This window comes from Bradyrhizobium sp. SZCCHNS1022, assembly GCF_032484835.1.
Taxonomy (GTDB): Bacteria; Pseudomonadota; Alphaproteobacteria; order Rhizobiales; family Xanthobacteraceae; genus Bradyrhizobium.
Genome location: NZ_JAUETT010000001.1, coordinates 671,097 through 688,422 on the forward strand (window position 1 = coordinate 671,097; position 17,326 = coordinate 688,422).

A 17,326-nucleotide genomic window follows, 5' to 3' on the forward strand; every position below is an offset into this window, starting at 1 on the left:
AACAATGATGCCCGGGAGGCCGCGATGGCCAGCCTGACCATCCGCAAGCTCGACGACGCGCTGAAGAGCTATCTTCGGCTACGCTCGGCGCAGAATGGCCGCTCGCTCGAGGAAGAGGTTCGCGTCATCCTGCGCGGCCTGATCGAACCGGCCGAGCCGCGCGCGGCCCCGCCGACCGGCGAGCCGGAGACGGCCATTTCTCCCCTGCCCGCCTCCACGCGCGAGCCGCGCGTCACGCTGATCATCGGCGGCGGCATCGCCGCCTATAAGTCGCTCGATCTGGTCCGCCGGCTGAAAGAGCGGCACATCAAGGTGCGCTGCGTCCTCACCAAGGCGGCGACGCAATTCGTCACCGAGCTGTCGGCCAGCGCGCTCTCCGGCGAACGCGTGTTCACCGACCTGTTCGATCCCCGCAGCGAATTCGATGCCGGGCACATCCGCCTGGCGCGCGACTGCGACCTGATCGTGGTGGCACCGGCCACCGCCGACCTGATGGCGAAGATGGCGCAGGGACATGCAGACGACCTCGCCAGCGCGATCCTGCTGGCTGCGAGCCGCCCGATCCTGCTCGCGCCGGCGATGAACCCGATGATGTGGAGCAATCCGGCCACGCGCCGCAACGCCGCGACCCTCCAGCGCGACGGCATTCAGATGGTGGGGCCGAATGCCGGCGAGATGGCGGAGGCGCGCGAGGCCGGCGTCGGCCGGATGGCCGAGCCGCTCGAAATCGTCGACGTCGTTCAGCGCATGCTCAAGCCGGTCCCGCCGCGGCCGCTCGCCGGCCGGCGCGTGCTGGTTACCGCCGGCCCGACCCACGAGCCGATCGACCCGGTGCGCTATATCGCCAACCGTTCCTCCGGCAAGCAGGGCTATGCGATCGCAGCCGCAGCCCACGCTGCGGGCGCCGATGTGCAGCTGATCTCGGGGCCGGTGGAACTCGATGCACCGAAGGGCGTCACGATCACGCATGTCGAATCGGCGCGGCAGATGCTGCAGGCGGTCGAGGCCTCGCTGCCGGCCGACGTTGCGATCTTCGCCGCTGCCGTTGCGGATTGGCGCGTGGCCAGCGAAGGCGGCCAGAAGCTGAAGAAGACCGACGCGGCGATACCGCCGCTGCAGCTGGTCGAAAATCCCGACATCCTTGCCACCATCTCCAAGCTGAAGGAGAACCGGCCGCCGCTGGTGATCGGCTTCGCTGCGGAGACCGAGCATCTGATCGAGAACGCCAAGGCCAAATTCGCGCGCAAGGGCTGCGACTGGATCGTTGCCAATGACGTGTCGCCGGCGACCGGCGTGATGGGCGGCGATCGCAATACGGTGCATCTCTTGACCCGCGAGGGCGAGCGCGTTCACGTCGACTCCTGGCCGATCATGACCAAGGATGAGGTCGCGACCGCGCTGGTTGCCCATATCGCCAAAGCCGTAGGAACAACGCCACCGTGACCAGCACCATCGCCATCGACGTCCAGATCCTGCCGCACGGCGAAGGCCTGCCGCTGCCGGCCTATCAGACCGCGCAGGCCGCCGGGCTCGATCTGCTGGCCGCGATTCCCGAGGCCGAACCTGTCGTGCTCGCGGCGGGCCGCCACGCGATGGTGCCGACCGGCCTGTGCATTGCACTGCCTGTGGGCTACGAGGCGCAAGTGCGGCCGCGCTCGGGCCTCGCCGCCCGGCACGGCGTCACCGTGCTGAATTCGCCGGGCACGATCGATGCCGATTATCGCGGCGAGATCTGCGTGCTCCTGATCAATCACGGCGAGGCACCGTTCACGATCCGCCGCGGCGAGCGGATCGCGCAAATGGTGATCGCGCCGGTCACGCGCGCCGAGTTCGTCGTTGCGACCTCGCTGTCGACGACTGCGCGGGGCGAGGGCGGTTTCGGTTCGACAGGCCGTTGAATCACGGGCATCGCACGCGCCGATTCGTTCGCGTGCAAACACATCCGGTGCATTTTCCTCAGGCACTGTCCGCGTTCACGGTCTGGACTCTTACCGCTGGAGTCCCGAAGCGGTTATTGTTGATTGATTCGCGCAACGGCACGATCGACGCGATCGGCGCCGCGCGAAACTTCGTGCGGTTTTGGGGCAAAGATGTCAGGCGTGATCGTGGTGATGCGTCGGACGCTGCTGTCATGCACGTCTCTCGCGCGCGTAGGCCGATTAAGCCTGGCCGCAACTGTGCTTGCGCCGGTGGACGCGGCCTTTGCGGGCGACGGCATGCCGGCCGATGTCATCGCCAATCTCATCGAACTGAGCCGGCAGGACGTCGCGGCGATGACTGCGGCGCTTGCGTTGCTCGGCTTTTCCGTGGTCGCGGCGATCGCGCTGGTGCGCACGCGGATCCGCGCCGGGCGCAAGGAGGCACGGCTGCGCACCGACATTGCCGAGCTGCAGCTGCAGGCCGATCGCTATCGCGCATTGCTGTTCGCGGAACCGCAGATCCTGATCGCATGGCCGGCCGGCGGACACCGCCCGCAGATTTCCGGCGATACCTCCTTGCTGGTTCCGGCCGACCAGCCGCAGCGCATTCTCGCCTTCGGCACTTGGCTGCCGTCGGAGCCGGCGCTGCAGCTCGACCGCGCGATCGATTCGCTGCGCGAGATCGGCGAGGGCTTCCTGATGCAGCTCATCACCTCGCACGGCCACGCCGTCGAAGTGATGGGGCGTGCCATCGGTGGTCAGGCCATCGTGCGCATCCGCGAGCTCTCCGGTGTCCGCCGCGAATTGGCCGAGACGCAGCTGCGGCTGAGGGCCCTGTTCGAAGAGACCGAGCTGCTCCGTGGGCTGACCTCGGCCTTGCCCTGGCCGATCTGGGCCAAGCAGACGGGTGGCGCGCTGCTCTATGCCAATCCCGCCTACGCGCACGCCGCCGAGGCGCGGGACGTTCACGACGCGATCAGCCGGAACGTCGAACTGCTCGACAGCGACGATCGCAGCGAGATGCAGCGCGCACTCGGAAATTCCGGCAGCTTCGCCGCGCGCTTGCCGATCGTCGCCGGCGGCGAGCGGCGCATCTATGACGTGCGCGCCTTCAGCCTGTCCGGCGGCAGCGCCGGCGTCGCGGTCGATGCCAGCGAGGCGGACGAGCTGCGCGCCGCGCTGGTGCGCATGGCCGAGGCGCACCGGCGGACGCTGGATCAGCTCTCCTCCGGGGTTGCGGTGTTCGACGGCCAGCGCCGGCTCGCCTTCTACAACGATTCCTATCGCCGGCTGTGGGACCTCGAGACCAGCTTTCTCGACGGCCAGCCGGACGATTCCAGCGTGCTCGACCGGCTGCGCGCCGCGCGCAAGCTGCCGGAACAGGCCGATTTTCGCGCCTGGAAGGCCAAGCTGCACGAGGCCTATCGCGCGGTCGAGACTGCCAAGGACACTTGGTTCCTGCCCAATGGCCGCGCGCTCTCCGTCGTCACCACGCCCAATCCCGAAGGTGGCGTGACGTACCTGTTCGACGACGTCACCGAGAGCTTCAACCTCGCCCGCCGCTATGACGGCCTGATCCGGGTTCAGCGCGAGACGCTCGACAGCCTCGCCGAGGGCGTCGCCGTGTTCGGCAGCAACGGCCGTATCGAGCTGTTCAACCCGGCTTTCGCCAGGATGTGGCGGCTTGCCTCCGACGCCTTGCGCGAACGGCCGCACATCGACACGGTGGAGGCTTGGTGCCGGCCGCTCTATGACGACCCCTCGCATTGGCGCAGCCTGCGCGAGGCCGTCACCGGGATCGAGAACCGGCGCGACCTCGCGCTCAAGCTCGAGCGCAAGGACGGCAGCGTGCTGGACTGCATGAGCCGCCCCTTGCCGGACGGCGCCACCATGCTAACGTTCCAGGACATTACCGATACCGAGAATGTCGAGCGGGCGCTGCGCGAGAGCAACGAGGCGCTGGAAGCCGCCGGCCAGATGAAGATCGACTTCGTGCACCACGTCTCCTACGAGCTGCGCGCCCCGCTGACCACGATCATCGGCTTTGCGCATTTCCTGTCCGATCCCTCGACCGGCCCGCTGACCGACAAGCAGGCCGAATATCTCGACTACGTCACCAAATCGACCAACGCGCTGCTCGCGCTCACCAACAACATTCTCGACCTCGCCACCATCGACGCGGGCGCGATGAAGCTCGAACTCGGCCCGGTCGATGCCACCCAGGCGATCGCGGCCGCCGCGGAGGGCGTTCAGGACCGGCTCGCCACCGACCGCATCCACCTCACCGTCGAGGTCGCTGCCGATGTCGGCACGTTCGTCGGCGACGAGCGGCGCGTCGTGCAAGTGCTCTATAACCTGCTCGCCAATGCAGTCGGCTTCTCGCCGCCGGACACCCTGGTCGTCGTCAGCGCTCGCCGCACCGACCACAGCGTCAGCTTCTCGGTCACGGACTCCGGCCCGGGCATCCCGCCCGAGGTGAAGGACAAGGTGTTCGAATGGTTCGAAAGCCATTCGCAGGGCTCGCGCCATCGCGGCGCCGGGCTCGGCCTGTCGCTGGTGCGCTCCTTCGTCGAACTGCACGGCGGCAAGGTGCGGATGGATTCGGTGGTCGGGCGCGGCACCACCGTGACCTGCGAATTCCCGACCGACCACATCGCGCAGCGTAACGCCGCGGAATGACGGAGCCCACCACATTCACCGTTGCGCTCGCGGACGAGGCCGCGACCGCGAACCTGATGGCCGACCTTGCGCTGCTGATCGGTCCCGGCGACCTGATCACGCTCTCGGGCGACCTCGGCGCCGGCAAGACCGCCGCAGCGCGCGCGATGATCCGCTATCTCGCCGGCAGCGCCGAGCTCGAAGTGCCGAGCCCGACCTTCACGCTGGCGCAGAGCTACGACCTGCCGAGCTTTCCGCTCGTTCACGCCGACCTCTACCGGATCGGCGATCCGTCCGAGCTGGAGGAGATCGGGCTTTCGCCGCTGCCCGAGGCCACCGTCGTGCTGATCGAATGGCCGGAGCGCGCCGGCAGCACGTTGCCAATGGACCGGATCGACATCACCTTTCGGCACGACGGCGCGAAGGGCGACGACGCCCGCATTGCCGAAGTCACAGGCTCCGGCAAGGCCGCTGCGATCGTCGCCCGCTTGCGAGCTTTGCGGCAATTCCTGACCGAAGCCGGGCACGCCGGTTCGCGACGCCAGCGCATGGCGGGCGACGCCTCGATCCGCTCCTATGCGCGGCTGTTCAAGGGCGAACGCGCCTATATCCTGATGAATTCGCCGAAGCGACCCGACGGTCCCGCGATCTACGGCGGCAAGTCCTACAGCGCCGCCGTGCATCTGGCCGAAGACGTCCGCCCCTTCGTCGCCATCGCCGGGAGCTTGCGCGCCCGCGGCATCTCCGCCCCCAAGATCAACGATGCCGATCTCGAGCATGGATTTCTGATCACCGAGGATCTCGGCAACGAAGGCGTGATCGAAGGCGATCCGCCGCGCCCCATCGTTGAGCGCTATGAAGCCGCCACCGACCTGCTGGCCAAGCTGCACGACGAGACAACTCCCGACGTGCTGCCCTTGGCGCCGCATGTCAGCTACGCGGTTCCGGCGTTCGATGCGGATGCGATGCTGATCGAAATCGGCCTGATGCTGGAATGGTATCTGCCCGATCGCGGTGTGCAGCCGAGCCAAGCGCTTCGCGCCGAGTTCATGGCGATGTGGCGCGAGCTTCTGGCCGAGCCGCTGGCGACAAAGCCGACCTGGGTGCTGCGCGACTATCATTCGCCCAATCTGCTCTGGCTGCCGGGGCGCGAAGGCATGGCACGGGTCGGCGTGATCGACTTCCAGGACGCGGTGATGGGGCCGCCGGCCTATGACGTCGTCTCGCTGCTGCAGGATGCGCGCATCGATGTGCCGGAGGAGATCGAGCAGGCGCTGCTGACGCGCTATATCACGGCCCGCGAGGCCGCCGATGCGGGCTTCGACCAGGAAGCCTTCCGCGCGCATTACGCCGTGATGTCGGCGCAGCGTAATACGCGGCTGCTCGGCACCTTCGCCCGGCTCAACCGCCGCGACGGCAAGCCGCATTACCTGAAACACCAGCCGCGGATCTGGGCCTATCTGTCGCGCGCGCTGGCGCATCCGGCGCTGGGCTCGATCAGCGATTGGTATGCGGCCAACGTGCCGCCGCCGGTGGCGAGTTAAACAGCCGGCGCGGGCAAGCTGGCGATCGCGCAGGCCGCGCGCAGCGTGTTGACCAGGAGACAAGCCACCGTCATCTGGCCGACGCCGCCCGGCACCGGCGTGATCGCGCCGGCGACTTCGGACACTTCCGCGAAAGCCACGTCGCCGACCAGCTTCGTCTTGCCGTCAGATGTTGGAATGCGGTTGATCCCGACATCGATCACGGTCGCGCCCGGCTTGATCCAGTCGCGCCGGACCATCTCGGGCCGGCCGACCGCGGCATAGACGAGGTCGGCGCGCGCGACGAGCTGCGGCAGGTCGCGCGAGCGCGAATGCGCGATCGTCACCGTGGCGTTCTCGTTGAGCAGCAATTGCACCAGCGGCCGTCCCACCAAATTGGAGCGGCCGATCACGATCGCATTCATGCCCTCGAGCGAAGCATGCACGCTCTTGGTCAGGATGATACAGCCGAGCGGCGTGCAGGGCGACAGCGCCGGAAGACCGCCGGCGAGCCGCCCGGCATTGTGCGGATGCAGGCCGTCGACATCCTTGGCCGGATCGATCGCGTTGATGACGGCCTCGGTGACGAGGCCCTTGGGCAGTGGCAGCTGCACCAGGATGCCGTGCACGGCGGGATCGCGGTTGAGCTTCGCAATCAGCGCCAGGAGCTCATCCTGGGAGACATCGGCCGGCAGCTTGTGCTCGAACGAGGCCATGCCGGCGGCTTGCGTCTGGGTGTGCTTGCTACGGACATAGACTTCGCTCGCGGGATCGTTGCCGACCAGCACCACGGCGAGCCCGGGCGTCAGGCCGTGATCGCGCTTGACACGTTCGACCTCGCTCGCGACGCGCGCGCGCAAATCCGCCGCGATCGCCTTTCCGTCAATGATCCGCGCGGTCATGTCTCGTCCTCTGCGGTTAGGGCTTGCGCGTCGGCTTAGTCACCGAAGCGAGGCCGCGCAAGGCCTCTTCGAGATGCGCCGGATCGCCCGAGATCGCGACCTGTTTCAGCCGTGAGGTTGCCCCGGAGGTCAGCCGCACGCTGGCCTTGGGCACGCCGAGCGATTTCGCCAGAAGCTCGGTCACGGCGCGATTGGCCTCGCCGCCGTCGGCGATCGCGCGCACCCGCACCTTCAGCACGCTGCGGCCATCGGACAAAGTCTCGATCCCGTCGACGGCGTCGCGGCCGCCGCGCGGCGTCACCCGCAGCGCGACGCTCAGCCCGTCACCGCTTGCACGCCAGGGAGTCATGCCTCCGGCGGCCGGCATCACAGGTCAGAACACGACCGGGTAGATGTAGTACTGGATCACCCGTTCGATGAACATGATGATCAGGATCACGATGATCGGCGAGATATCGAGGCCGCCGAGATTGGGCAGCATGGACCGGATCGGCGCCAGCACGGGCTCGGTGATCCGGTACAGGAACTCGGCGACCGCCGACACGAACTGGTTGCGCGTGTTGACGACGTTGAATGCGATCAACCAGGATAGGATGGCCGACGCGATCAGAAGCCAGACATAGAGATCCAGAACGATCAGGATGATGTCGAGAACGGCGCGCATGCAGGGCTACTCGGGGGCTCGGTCGCGAATTCGACCTTGGATATCCGCTAGATATCGGTTCCGCCGCACGCAAACAAGGGAAGCCGCCCGTCAAGGCTAATGAGGCATGTGACGTTCTTGACTTGGCCTCAGCAGGGACTGTAAATGACGCGACTTGCCGGTCGCCATCCCAATCATCTGCAGCGACCGGGCGTATGTTCCGAGCCGTCAAGGCCGGTTGTCATGCAAAAGCTCAAGGGGCCATAGCTCAGCTGGGAGAGCGCATCGTTCGCAATGATGAGGTCGGCGGTTCGATCCCGCCTGGCTCCACCACGCTTCGCCCTTCGGGCTACGCGTGGCACCGCCACGCAAGAGCCTGAAGGGCGAGGCGTGGTGCCCGGCGAAGCCTCTTGGCGAAGCCGGGCTGTCCATCGACATCCAAAGCAATATGGCGAAGGGCGAGCGCTATTGCCCCCTACTCCGCCGCCTCCGCCAGCATCGGCATCGGCTCGCGCTTCAGCCAGCCGTCGATGAAATGCTTCAGCCAGGCGCGCTCGGCGGCATCATGCACGGCGCGGCCCTCGAAATGGCAGTGCCGCGGCCGGGCGCCGGGTGCATCCAGCCGGTCGTGGCCGCGTGTGGTCCAGCGGCACATCATGGCGAAGGTCACATCGGGGTGAAATTGCAGCCCGAAGGCATTTTCGTACCGGAACGCCTGGATCGGGAAGTCATCGCCCTCGGCGAGCAGGTCGGCCCCGCAGGGCAGCGCGAAACCCTCGCGGTGCCAGTGATAGACGTGGTCGGGCCAATGCGGGCAGAGCTTCCGGCCGTCCGGGGTCGGGCGCACCGGATAATAGCCGATCTCGGCCCGGCCGTGCGGATGCGGGGCCACCGCGGCACCCAACTGCTTCGCCAGCATCTGCGCACCCAGACAGATGCCGAGAAACGGCCGCTGCTCCCGCAACGGCACGTCGATCCAATCGATTTCGCGACGGATGAAATCGTCGGCATCATTTGCGCTCATCGGCCCGCCGAAAATAACGGCACCGGCGTGCCCATCCAGCGTCTCCGGCAGCGCATCGCCGAAGCGCGGCCGGCGGATATCCAGCGGATGGCCAAGCGCGCGCAGCGCGTTGCCGACCCGTCCGGGGCTCGAGCTTTCCTGATGAAGCACCACGAGGACCGGCCGTTTCGGCCCGCGTGCGGCGCCGGCGGTCGGGAGAAGTTGCCGAATGTCGGCCTCTGCGGCCCCTTTCGGTCCAAGCGAGGGGTTTTGCCTGAGCATCACCTGCTGATCTTAGCTAAGCGAAGGTTAACGGCGCGTGAGCGTGCCCCTCTCACAAAGCAAGCGGCGGGCCAGAGGCGATCAACTTCGCTTCAGCTGCAGGCGGCCGACCGCGGCCAGGATGAAGCCGCGCGGAAACCAGCGCAGCAGGAACGGCACGACCTTGATGCCGATCCCAGGCAGCACCACACGCTTGTCCGACATCAGGCCGCGATAGGCGGCCGCCGCCACCGCCCGCGGCGACACATTGAGGATCATCGAATCGATCCCAGGCTTGAAGCCGGCGCGCGCCTGAAACTCCGACGGCACCGGACCCGGGCAAAGCACGGTGACGCGCACGCCGTGGGGGCTGAGCTCCTGGTGCAGAGCCTCGGTGAAGGAAATGACATAGGCCTTGGAGGCGTAATAGACCGCCATCCCCGGCCCCGGCAGATAGCCCGCGACGGAGCCGACATTGAGAATTCCGCCGCGGTTCTTGATCAGCTGGTCGGCAAAGCGCAGCGAGAGGTCGGTCAGCGCCCGAATATTGACGGCGATCATGTCGAGCTGCTCGGCCCGATCGAGCTGGACGGCCTTGCCGAACAGACCGAATCCGGCGTTGTTGACGAGATGGTCGAGTTCGACACCGGCCTCCGCCAGCGTCGCCGCGATGTGGTCGCCCGCGTCGGGCGCCGTCAGGTCGCACGGAATGACGATGGGCGCTGGGCCGCCCTTTGCGGTGATCTCGCGCGCCAGCGCCGTGAGCCGGTCCTCGCGCCGCGCCGCCAGGGCCAACCGATGCCCTTTCGCGGCGAAAACGCGGGCCAATTCAGCGCCAATCCCTGCGGAGGCGCCGGTCACGAGCGTCACACGTTCACTCACGGTACAGTCTCTCGGAACAACTTTCGAACATCATTTAACCGGGAGAGAGAGCATAAGCGCGCAGGAACTTGCAAGCGGTCCGGAACTGGCTGCGGGCCGCAAAGAGGGTCCGTAATGCCTGGAATCCTACGGGCTTAACCGCCCCGCCCGATTCCGCGCCACATTAAACTTTATCCATGAACACCGTCTCCGGCGTTCCTGGGCGCGGATCTATGCTTCCGGCGATACGCCCTGCCGCCTGGCGGCAACGCGGTGTTTCAGATCGACACGATCGCGCGAGGAGATGCCGAGCAGTTCGGAGGCGCGCCACACCACATTGTCCTCGAATTCCGTCACCTTGCCGTCGGCGTAGACGAGCTCCCACATCATCTCGACGATGCGCAGCCGTCCGGCTTCGTCGACCTCGCGCATGATCACGCTGGTGAAACGGTAGAGATCGACGGCCTCGCCTTCGGCCAGCATGGCCGAGCTGATCAGCCGGTCGGCGGCGCCGGGAGCGAGCCCGAAACGCAGCTCGAGCAGGCTGTGCAGCTTGTGCTTCTCGACCTCGCTCGGCCCGCCATCGAGCGAGATGACGTGGATCAGCAGTGCCGTCGCGGCGAGCTGATAGCCATTGTCGTCGAAGGCCGGCGTCTCCTGGGGCGAGACCACATCGGCGATGAATTGGCGCAATCCGTCCAGCATGGCGTCCTTTGAGGTCTCTGTTGTCTCGCTCTCGCCGGTCACCGTCGGAGCGGCGTTCTCATCTCAGATATGCGGTTCATCGGCTGCCCTGGCAATCCGCCGCGGCATTTCGCCCGCATGACATTTCGGTAAGTGTTTGCGCCCCGACTTCGTTTCCGGGGCACTCGCCCGCTCAAGGAATCTCGTACACCATCATCTTGTCGGCGACGCCGCGCAGGGCGGCGTGCTTCTGGATCGGCGTGATGTGCGCCTTCTGCAGGATGTCGACGACGCCGGGCGCCTCGATGACAGGCGCGGTGAGGTGGATCTCCTGCGCGGTCGACAGGCTCTGCACGCGCGCGGCGATGTTGACGGTCTGGCCGAAATAATCCTGACGATCGTTCAGCATCACCGCCAGGCACGGCCCCTCATGGATACCGATCTTGACGACGAGATCCTCGGTGCCGCGCTCTTGGTTCAGCTCCTTCATCGCCGCGCGCATCCGCAAGCCGGCGGCAAGCGCATTCTCGGGCCTGATGAAGGTCGCCATCACCGCATCGCCGATCGTCTTCACTACCGCACCCTTTTCGGCATTGATGATCTCCAGCAGCGCGCGGAAATGCGCCCGCACCAGATCGAACGCCGCGAGATCGCCGACCCGCTCGTACAGCGCAGTGGAACTCTTGAGGTCGGTGAACAGAAAGGTCAGCGAGGTGATCTTCAGCCGCTGATCGATGTTGAGCTGGTCGGCCTTGAACACGTCGCGAAAGGTCTGGTTCGACAGCATCCGCTTGGCGGTCAGGAACGGCTTGCGCCTGCCGGTCAGATGATGCAACGCCTCGGCCGCGACCATCACGGTCGGCAGCACGCGCAATCCCGACTTGTTGTCCAGCGCGAGTTGCAGCGGACCAGGACGCAGCACCGTGGTCTCGACCGGCGCGCGCACGCCGTCATATTTCAGCGCGAGCTGCTGCAGCTCGCCGGTCGGCTCGCCCTGCACGTCGATGAAGCGGGCAGCATGGGTCACCGGCTCGAACACGATGATGAATTGGTGCGGCAGGCTCAGCGACACGGTGTCGTGATCGCCGGCCGCCAGCTCCCGCGCATCGAGCACGACGTCGTTGGAGAGCGAAGCCATCGACGCCTCGTCGAAGTCGACGCCCGAACTCCAAAACACCTGCTTGAAATAGTCCCAGATCGGCAGCGAATGCGGATTATGCGCCGCGATCGACCTGATCCGCGGGCTGACGGTGAAGGCCGCCTCGACCTGCTGATCGACGGTCGCCTCATAGCCGCAGGCGCACAGGCCGCAGTGATATTCGTCCGAGCGCAGCGATTTCAGCGTGCCGTGCGCATCGAGCACCCCGCCACAACCGGGACACAGCACATTCCAGGTCAGATCGAACAGCCCGATCCGCGCGGCGTGAATGAAACCGGAGATCACGCGCTCCTCGTCGAGCCCGGTACGTTTGGAGAAATCCAGCGCATTGACGCGGTTGAGCTCGTGATCGGCACCATCGGCGATCAGCTGCGCGATCGCATCCGCGACCGCGGGATCGGCGGATTCCTGCAGGGCCGAAAACTGGACTGCCGTGGCGTTCATGGATTGACCGATGTCCCTGGGTGCGCGCGAAGATGTGGGCATGTACCAGCTGAAATGCGAGGGGGAACGTTCTCGTTGCCTCATCCTGGAACCGCACCACTGTCTCAATCACCTGACGCAGGCGGTCAAGCCACCCGCTTACCGCGGCGTGATCCGGAACATCGGCGAGCGATCCGGCTGCGTGGTCACCACGCCGACCGGGGTCACCGGCACGGTGTCGATCAGCTCGATCCGGAACGCGGCGACCAGCCGGGCCAGCGCGAGCACGGCCTCGACCAGCGCAAAGTGTGCGCCGATGCAGACGCGCGCGCCGGCGCCGAACGGCAGATAGGAGAACCGCTCGGGCGGCGGCGCATTCGACAGGAAGCGCTCGGGCATGAACGCGTTCGGCGCCCGCCACAGTTTCTCATGCCGATGCAACAGCCACGGTGCAATCAGGATGACGTCGCCGCGCTTGACCGGAAAGCCCGCAACCGCATCCGGTCCCAATGCCGCGCGTGCGATCAGGAAGGCCGGCGGATAAAGCCTGAGCGTTTCGTCGACGACTGCACGGGTAAACGGCAAGCGCTCCGGATCATCCGTCGCCGGATTGTCCTTCGCTTCCCGGGCCAGCCTGTCCTGCGTGAGCGGATCGAGCGCGAGCAGATACAGCGCCCAGAACAGAGCGGTCGCAGTGGTCTCATGTCCCGCGAGGATCATGGTCGCGACCTCGTCGGCGAGTTGCGCATCGGTGAAGGCCGCGCCGGTCTCGGGATCGCGCGCGGCGCCCATCAGATCGAACAGGTCGCGCGGCGGCGCATCCTCGCTTTTTCCCCGCGCTCGCCGCTCCGCCATCAGCATCGCGACGAAGGCGGTCCAGCGCTTGCGAAACCGGGCGCGCGCGAGATCGCGCGGCGTCGGCCAGGACAGCGGCAGCACGATGTCGAGCAGATGCGGGCTCGCCAGCCGCGTGCCATATTCGAACACGAAGTCGCGCAAGGTGCTGCCATGGCGGCCCATCTCGAACGAGAACATCGTGCGCCCGGCGATGTCGAGCGTCATCAGCTGCATGATCTCACGCAGATCGACCGGCGCATCGCCCTGTTGCGTGAGCCGGGCCACGGTCTCGTCCACCACCGCCACCATGTGCGGAATCAGGCCGGAGACCGCGCGCGGCGTGAAGGCCGGAGCCAGCGTGCGCCTTTGATGCTTCCAGGCCTTGCCTTCCGCAGTCAGCAGACCATCGCCGAGTATCGGCCGCAAGACGCGGATGCCGCCGGGCGTGCGGGCGTAGTTCTCGTAATTGTCGACCAGCACATGCTTGATCGCATCAGGCGTATTGAGGATGAAGCTGGAGCGGCCGAAGAAGCGGCCGGCGACGACCTCGTCCTCATAGGCGCGCTGGCCCCAGGTCGCGATCGCGTTCTCGCCCATCTTCAACACGCGCCGGAACGTACCCATGCTGTCCGGTGCCCGCGGCGGCATCGGCGGCACCAGCGGCGAGCGGGACTGCGGCAGATAGTGGACTTCGGCGACGCTCATTGGTGAACTCACAATCATCGCCCCCGCGATCCCAGCGGCTCACGTCCACGGGGCCCCCTTCAGAGCTTGAACAGCGCTGGCGACAGGAGATCTGCAGGCTGCCCCGTCCGAACAGCTATGTCGTCAGCTCGATCACCGCAATCCTGCCCTCGGATACGGGCCAAAGCCGGGCAGCGATGCGTTGCTCATTGAACTCACCGATGATGGTGCGTCCGGCCTCGCCCGCGGGCAATCGCAACGTGGTCGCCGCGTCGGTCGGCACCCCCTTCTGCACGTCGGTCGGCTCCTTGCCGTCTAGCAAAACGATATCGCGCGGCAGACCGAAATAGCCGCGCGGCCGTGACATGATGATGATGGCGCCAGCTCCCGCGTCCGCCGGTCCGATCGGACGCGCTGCACGCAAATGCACGACGTCTGACGAACGCGGAAAAGGCGCGCGGTAGAAATGCGTCGTCGGTGCGCCGGCCGAGGTGAGCACGATCTCGAGACAGGATGCCGGATCCACCTCCGCAGGCCCCCAGCGTCCGTCGGCCTCGGTCTGCCCGCGATAGACGATGTCGCCGATCCGTTCCCCGGTCTCCGGCGAGATGCGGTAGACTTCGACCGTCGCTCCGGACACCGGACGATTGGTCGGCACCCCGCCGGGCGTGCCGCTCACCAGCCCACTGAGACGAACCCGCTTCTCCGGCACGATCGCGATCCGGTCGGGCTCGCGGCCTGCAATCGACTTGTAGATCTCGCGGAAGGCGCGCGGATGAAAGGCGACCTCGCGGTGATCGAGTGCGCCGAGCACGAGGTTGGTCGCGCCCTTCAACGCTGGTCCTTCCGCAGTGATCCCGGTCGGCACGCCGGGCTTGCCGATCAGGCGGCCGTCTGCTTGCGCATATTTGTCCAGACCATCGCTGCGCAAGGTGAGGAATGCGACGCCGTCCGTCACCTCGCTCTCGCCGGCATTCAACCCGCGCAGGAATGCTCCGCGACCGTTGAACTCGCTGCCGGGATTTTCATCGGAGTCGAACACGCCGTGATTGGGCGTTCCGCACAAGACGGCGTGGCTGATATCCGCTGCGCCGCCGTTCTTGATGACGTTGCGGATCGCATAGCCGCCGCGCGAGCTGCCGACCAATGCGATGCGTGCTGCGCCGGTCTCGCCCTTCAGCGCCTTGATCGCAGCAGCGAGCTCGCGGCGCTGATCCTCGGTCGAGGATCGGTTCGGCTGGGCCACGCCGTCATCGTTGCGCGCCAAGGGATCCGTGAAGTTGAGCGCAGCCATTCGGCCGCGGGGCACGCCGTTCGACTCCATCCGCCACAACGTCGTCATCCATAGTGCGGCGTGATCACCATTGCCGTGGACAAACAGGACCGGCGGAATCTCGGCGCCGGGTGCAGCCGCGGATTGCGCAGATGCACGGACCGAAAAAACGGCGGAGAGCAACGGCAGCGAGCCCATGCCCTGCAGGATGGTGCGTCGGCTCAAGCTCATTGGCGTCTCCCGGTCATGGATTGATTGTACGCATCGTTTCCACGCGTAAGACTTCCGTCACGAATGGGTCCGAACAGCGGCGGATCGCGGCGGGCATTCACCTCACGGGCGGCAGGAATCAGCCAAGCACCGGGAGCGCCGCGATCGCGCAAAGTGGCGTGTGGCAATCACGCGAAGCTCGAAGCTGCCGAACGGCGAGCACGGAAATCACGCCTTAGCGAATCCAACCTTGTCGACGCGACCGGCGAACTCACTGACCGTGCTCGGTCAGGGTCTTTTCACAGGGCTTGGACAGCCGGGCTCGATGCTGCTTCAGGCAGGCGAGCACGGCCTGATCGCCATCATTCATGACCGAGCGGCACAATCGCGATACGTCGCGCGCGCAGGCGTCGTGACCGACCTGCTGCGCGGAGGCAGCGGATGCCAAGAAGACGAGAGGTATGACGAAGAGAATTCTGCTCATGGCTGACGCCTCGCTCCCGGACCTTCATGCGTTGGAGGCGTTCTAAAGCGCACCACGGCCGGCCGCAAGCCGATGGAATCGGCCGGCATGCCGTGCACTCCGATACCGCTTCCTATATCGCTCGATCGGCATCGGCGACCTTGCCGCCCTTCCTCCCGATCTCCCGGTCGAGCAGCGCGCGGCAGCCCGCGGTCAGGTCGGAGCGGTGCTTGACCATGCAGGCGGTGATCGCGGGGATGTTGGGGATCTCGCTGCTGCAGAGACGAAAGGCATCGCCGCTGCACATCTGCTGCGCCTCGGCGCTGAAGGCGAAGCTCTCGCGAGAGGTCATGATCGTCAGGGCACAGATGACGAAGGCGACAGCGACTGAAGTGCACAGGCTCGAGGCGGACAAGGTCATGATCGGCTCCCATCGCCGCCCGGTTGCGGCGCTCGTTGTCGATGCCGCCATCATGGTCGCGAACGCCTGGAACCACCGTGATTGCGGTCACATCACGAGCTCGTGCAGACCATCCCATTCCGGAACGCTGGAAATGGCAGCTCGGCCGGCGCGCGTTGGGACCGCGTTAAGGTTTCGTTGGCATTAATCGAATCTGATCAATTGCGCAGGACGGCCGCGCGTCCCCGTAGATCGAGTGTGGTGTTTTCGGGAAGAGTAACATGCGTAATGCGTTGGGCTTGATGTTGGCCGCCATTGTCGCGGCAGTCGCAATCACTGGGGTGTGGCGTTACGTGTCCGCCCCGCATGCGGTGCTGGCCGCGCCGCAAACCACGGCCGCCCGCATTGCGGAACCGGCAAGCACGTCACCGAAACTGGCCGCGAAGGACGACGTCGAGTTCACGGCCGCCGTGCCGGCCAAACCTGCCGCGATGCCGCCTGCACAGTCGCTGCCGACCTCGGCTTGCGCCAATCCGGATGCGCTCGGCATTTCCCGCACCGTCGTGGTCGACACCACCGGCGGCCCCGGCTTCGGCCTCGATCACTTCAAGCAGTTCGACTTCCTCACCGATCACGAGGTCGTCCTGACCTTCGACGACGGCCCGTGGCCGAACAATACGCCTGCGGTGCTGAAGGCGCTGGCCGACGAATGCACCACCGGCGTGTTCTTCCCGATCGGCAAGCACGCGACCTATCATCCGGAGATCCTGCGCCAGGTCCTGGCGGCCGGCCACACCGTCGGCGCGCACACCTGGGGTCATGCCAATCTAAACGGCAAGAAGATGACCGATCAGACCGCGAAGGACGAGCTGGAGAAGGGCTTCAGCGCGGTGAAGTTCGCGCTCGGCACCAACCCGTCGCCGTTCTTCCGCTTCCCGCAGCTGCAGCACCGGCCGTCTGCGGTGGCCTATCTCGGCACGCGCAACGTCGCGATGTTCTCCTGCGACGTCGATTCCTTCGACTTCCGTTCCAAGGACGCCGATCAGGTCGTCAACACCGTGATGGCCGGGCTCGAGAAGAAGGGCAAAGGCATCATCCTGATGCACGACTTCCAGAAGCACACCGCCGAAGCGTTGCCGATGCTACTGCGGCGACTGAGGGCCGGCGGCTTCAAGGTCGTCGCGATGAAGGCAAAGGCGTCGCTGGAGACCCTGCCGGAATATGACGCGATGATCGGCCAGGATCCGAAACTGCCGACCACCATGACCAGTGCGCGGCCCATCTCGAGCGTGATTCAGACCATTTCCCAGTAGCGAGCACGCCGGACGTCCTGCGCTGTGGCGAAAGGCCGGGCTTTGCCCGGCCTACTGCTTTGGCCTCGATGCTCGGCGTCTTCCGATTAGACAATCGCTCCTGCAGAAGT

The 17,326-nt window shown here is 66.2% G+C and carries 16 protein-coding genes and 1 tRNA gene; 6 read left to right on the forward strand and 11 right to left on the reverse strand.

Going from position 1 to position 17,326, the window contains the following annotated elements:
* The first annotated feature begins 24 nt into the window (after positions 1-24).
* The 4 genes from coaBC to tsaE all read left to right on the forward strand — a co-directional run bounded on the left by coaBC (position 25) and on the right by tsaE (position 6,121).
* Positions 25-1,443 carry a bifunctional phosphopantothenoylcysteine decarboxylase/phosphopantothenate--cysteine ligase CoaBC gene (gene coaBC / locus QX071_RS02975; protein WP_315702349.1) on the forward strand — a complete coding sequence of 473 codons (1,419 nt, stop codon included), beginning with the start codon at positions 25-27 and terminating at the stop codon, positions 1,441-1,443.
* Positions 1,440-1,898, forward strand: a complete 459-nt coding sequence (gene dut, locus QX071_RS02980) for a dUTP diphosphatase (protein WP_315702348.1) — start codon at positions 1,440-1,442, stop codon at positions 1,896-1,898. The genes coaBC and dut overlap by 4 nt, the downstream gene beginning before the upstream one ends.
* A gap of 192 nt (positions 1,899-2,090) precedes the next feature.
* Entirely contained in the window at positions 2,091-4,598 is a 2,508-nt protein-coding gene (locus QX071_RS02985) for a sensor histidine kinase (protein WP_315702347.1), read from the forward strand.
* On the forward strand, positions 4,595-6,121 hold the full coding sequence (tsaE, locus tag QX071_RS02990) for a tRNA (adenosine(37)-N6)-threonylcarbamoyltransferase complex ATPase subunit type 1 TsaE (RefSeq protein WP_315702346.1): 1,527 nt from the start codon (positions 4,595-4,597) through the stop codon (positions 6,119-6,121). The genes QX071_RS02985 and tsaE overlap by 4 nt, the downstream gene beginning before the upstream one ends.
* Here the strand turns inward: tsaE and folD are convergent.
* From folD to QX071_RS03005, 3 genes are read right to left on the reverse strand one after another with little or no spacing between them, the layout of a single operon-like run.
* The gene (gene folD / locus QX071_RS02995) at positions 6,118-7,002 is read right to left on the reverse strand and encodes a bifunctional methylenetetrahydrofolate dehydrogenase/methenyltetrahydrofolate cyclohydrolase FolD (protein ID WP_315702345.1); all 885 of its coding nucleotides are present in this window, start codon (positions 7,000-7,002) and stop codon (positions 6,118-6,120) included. The genes tsaE and folD overlap by 4 nt on opposite strands.
* A 16-nt stretch (positions 7,003-7,018) precedes the next feature.
* A complete protein-coding gene (locus QX071_RS03000; RefSeq protein ID WP_315702344.1) occupies positions 7,019-7,351 on the reverse strand; it encodes a DUF167 domain-containing protein in 333 nt (110 codons plus the stop codon).
* A gap of 24 nt (positions 7,352-7,375) precedes the next feature.
* On the reverse strand, positions 7,376-7,666 hold the full coding sequence (locus QX071_RS03005) for a YggT family protein (RefSeq protein ID WP_315702343.1): 291 nt from the start codon (positions 7,664-7,666) through the stop codon (positions 7,376-7,378).
* 236 nt (positions 7,667-7,902) lie between these two features.
* Between QX071_RS03005 and QX071_RS03010 the strand changes: the two genes are divergently transcribed.
* A tRNA-Ala gene (locus tag QX071_RS03010) sits at positions 7,903-7,978 on the forward strand.
* Positions 7,979-8,120: 142 nt separating this feature from the next.
* Here QX071_RS03010 and QX071_RS03015 read toward each other — a convergent pair.
* The 8 genes from QX071_RS03015 to QX071_RS03050 form a co-directional block, all read right to left on the reverse strand.
* Entirely contained in the window at positions 8,121-8,930 is an 810-nt protein-coding gene (locus QX071_RS03015; RefSeq protein ID WP_315702342.1) for a glutamine amidotransferase, read from the reverse strand.
* An 81-nt stretch (positions 8,931-9,011) separates the two neighbouring features.
* Positions 9,012-9,791: an SDR family oxidoreductase gene (locus tag QX071_RS03020; protein WP_315702341.1), complete on the reverse strand. Its 780-nt coding sequence runs from the start codon at positions 9,789-9,791 to the stop codon at positions 9,012-9,014.
* Positions 9,792-10,001: 210 nt separating this feature from the next.
* Entirely contained in the window at positions 10,002-10,475 is a 474-nt protein-coding gene (locus tag QX071_RS03025) for a TerB family tellurite resistance protein (RefSeq protein WP_315702340.1), read from the reverse strand.
* 172 nt (positions 10,476-10,647) lie between these two features.
* Complete coding sequence (locus QX071_RS03030; protein ID WP_315702339.1) at positions 10,648-12,057, reverse strand: adenylate/guanylate cyclase domain-containing protein; 1,410 nt, start codon at positions 12,055-12,057, stop codon at positions 10,648-10,650.
* Positions 12,058-12,195: 138 nt separating this feature from the next.
* Positions 12,196-13,578: a cytochrome P450 gene (locus QX071_RS03035; RefSeq protein WP_315702338.1), complete on the reverse strand. Its 1,383-nt coding sequence runs from the start codon at positions 13,576-13,578 to the stop codon at positions 12,196-12,198.
* 115 nt (positions 13,579-13,693) lie between these two features.
* On the reverse strand, positions 13,694-15,061 hold the full coding sequence (locus QX071_RS03040) for a hydrolase (RefSeq protein ID WP_315702337.1): 1,368 nt from the start codon (positions 15,059-15,061) through the stop codon (positions 13,694-13,696).
* Between the two features lie 250 nt (positions 15,062-15,311).
* On the reverse strand, positions 15,312-15,524 hold the full coding sequence (locus QX071_RS03045) for a hypothetical protein (protein ID WP_315702336.1): 213 nt from the start codon (positions 15,522-15,524) through the stop codon (positions 15,312-15,314).
* Between the two features lie 112 nt (positions 15,525-15,636).
* Positions 15,637-15,924, reverse strand: a complete 288-nt coding sequence (locus tag QX071_RS03050; RefSeq protein WP_315702335.1) for a hypothetical protein — start codon at positions 15,922-15,924, stop codon at positions 15,637-15,639.
* Positions 15,925-16,184: 260 nt separating this feature from the next.
* On the opposite strand from QX071_RS03050, the gene QX071_RS03055 reads away from it, so the two are divergent.
* Positions 16,185-17,216, forward strand: coding sequence for a polysaccharide deacetylase family protein (locus QX071_RS03055; protein WP_315702334.1), 1,032 nt, complete (start codon positions 16,185-16,187; stop codon positions 17,214-17,216).
* The last annotated feature ends 110 nt before the right edge of the window (positions 17,217-17,326 follow it).